This window comes from Mesorhizobium sp. M7A.F.Ca.ET.027.02.1.1 (assembly GCF_004022985.1).
GTDB lineage: Bacteria > Pseudomonadota > Alphaproteobacteria > Rhizobiales > Rhizobiaceae > Mesorhizobium.
Window position 1 is genome coordinate 1 of sequence record NZ_RZOL01000663.1, and the last position, 1,970, is coordinate 1,970.

Sequence of the window (1,970 nt, forward strand, 5' to 3'; positions counted from 1 at the left end):
ATCTTGGCCTTGCCAAGGTCGGTCATCAGCTCGGCGGGCACAAGCTCTCGCGTGCGGTAGTAGTTGTCGGTGTCGGAAGGATTCAGGACACGGAGGCGATCCTTAATGGTGATGCCTGGCGCGACCAACAGGAATCCGCGCGAAAAGAGGGACGAGTTGGGCTGCCGCGCCGCGTTGATCGATTGCCAGGCGATCAGCATGGCCATGACGGTTGTCTTGCCCGCGCCGGTCGCCAGCTTCAGCGCCAGCCTGAACAGGTCCGGGTTGGCGTCCCGGTTGGCTTCCTGCAGGTGGCGGAAGATGTGCGCGTACTGTTTCCGTCCGCGAGCAACCTCGGCCAGCCAGATTGCCGTCTCGACCGCCTCGATCTGGCAGAAGAAGGGTTTCTGGTTGGAGAATTCGTGATACCGCCAGTGCTGCAGCAAGCGCTGGGTGACAGGCGTCACACCCCAGTCGTTGGGATTCGGCAGCGCACGCCAGGAATCGAGGTGGCCGCGAATCTCGTTGATGATCGGCGTCGGGTTGTAGCCGCTGGTGGAGCCTTCCTCGGCATCAAATGAAAGAGAGGTCTGGTTCCGCGTAGCCGCCGCCTTCGCGCGACGCACCTTCGGGACCGGCGTGACATATTTCGAGCGCCTCCGCCCTTCGATGGGCGGATGCTCCAGTGGCTGGCCGTCCTCTCCAAGCGCGTGATGTCGCGTCGGCGGCAAATACGGCGAGTTGAGAATCGGCTCGGCGTAGAAAGGTTTCGTCATGCTCCCCCCAGAGCGACTCCCACGCACTTTGCGCGGGATGGAATTCCTTTATCAACCTTAGGGCTGCTGGTCTTCCCAAATGGTGTTTTTCGATTGGAAATATGCGCCCGCCAGGAGCGGACGTTAAACTATTCCAGAAACCGGACGCTCATCCTATGACGCGCTTCGACGGTGCTCGCGGGCGGCTTTGCCACGGTTGCCGGTCAGAAAAGCGTCGAGCTGATCCTGCTATGGGGCGATCGTCGGCTTGGGCTGCCGCTCGCGTTCGTAGGAGAACGACGTCTCGTCGGATCTGGACCGTGTTCCGAGACACATGCAGCTCGCGGCAAATCCGCTTGAGCGACCATCCTTGCACATGGAGAGCGCGCCGAACCTGAGCAATCGTATCCACCGACTTCATCCCCACACCATCCGCTCGCTACGACGAACTAAGGCCGCAAGAAAGGCGGCTCGCTCATTGGAGGGAAGGCGGACGCGGTTGTGAACAGCTACTTGCCGTTGATGTCCTGCTCAATCTGCCGTGCTGATTCCAGAATGTCATCGAAACTCGGCGGAGTGCCGAAGATCATGGCCGCCGTATTGGCATAGTCGCGCTTGAGCGCGTCCACCATCATTGGAGCGGGCGCGATCGCGAAGCTGCCCGGGACTGCTGAGGCGAGGTCATAGTCGGGACGGTCGAAAAACATTCGTGCGTGCCGTACACAATCGGTGCCAAGATCGAGATCGCCGAGCGCGACCTTTCCGGTCTCGGATCCGAGAAGACAGTGCAGGTCATAATAGTGCCGAGACACCCGCTGGCCTTCCTGCCGCAGTTCGCCGCGCCGCTCGTACCAGCGGCGCAATCCATGGGCGATCACCACCTTGTCCCAAAAGGTGCGGGTCGCCTCGATCGTGGTCACGTCGGCGACGGTGAGATCAATGCCTGCCGCTTCCTCCCCGACATAGGGCGTGATCGTGATGGGGCGATTGGGATCAAGCGCCGATTTCGCCCCGGACTCGAGGCGTATGGCCGGTCGCACATAGGCGCCATCACGCGGCTCGACCTCGGGATACCAGAGCAGCAGGGTCTGACCATCGGCATCGGCTTCGTCGAGCTCCACCCGTCCGGCGCCGTTCGTTATGTCGGCAAGTTGAGCGGTGAGGAAGTCTCGCAGCGGCCCTGTGATATACGCACGGCAGGCGTCCCGGATGGCGTCGAGCTTGGCGCGGCGCTTC

Annotated in this window: 1 protein-coding gene and 2 pseudogenes; all 3 read right to left on the minus strand. The window is 61.9% G+C overall.

Going from position 1 to position 1,970, the window contains the following annotated elements:
- Positions 1–755 (minus strand): annotated as a pseudogene (locus EN749_RS34845) (DEAD/DEAH box helicase family protein); the annotation flags it as partial.
- Between the two features lie 231 nt (positions 756–986).
- Positions 987–1,155: pseudogene (locus tag EN749_RS34850) on the minus strand (helix-turn-helix domain-containing protein); the annotation flags it as partial.
- Between the two features lie 88 nt (positions 1,156–1,243).
- A partial coding sequence (locus EN749_RS34855) for a nucleotidyl transferase AbiEii/AbiGii toxin family protein (protein WP_128364874.1) occupies positions 1,244–1,970 on the minus strand: 727 nt, incomplete at its 5' end.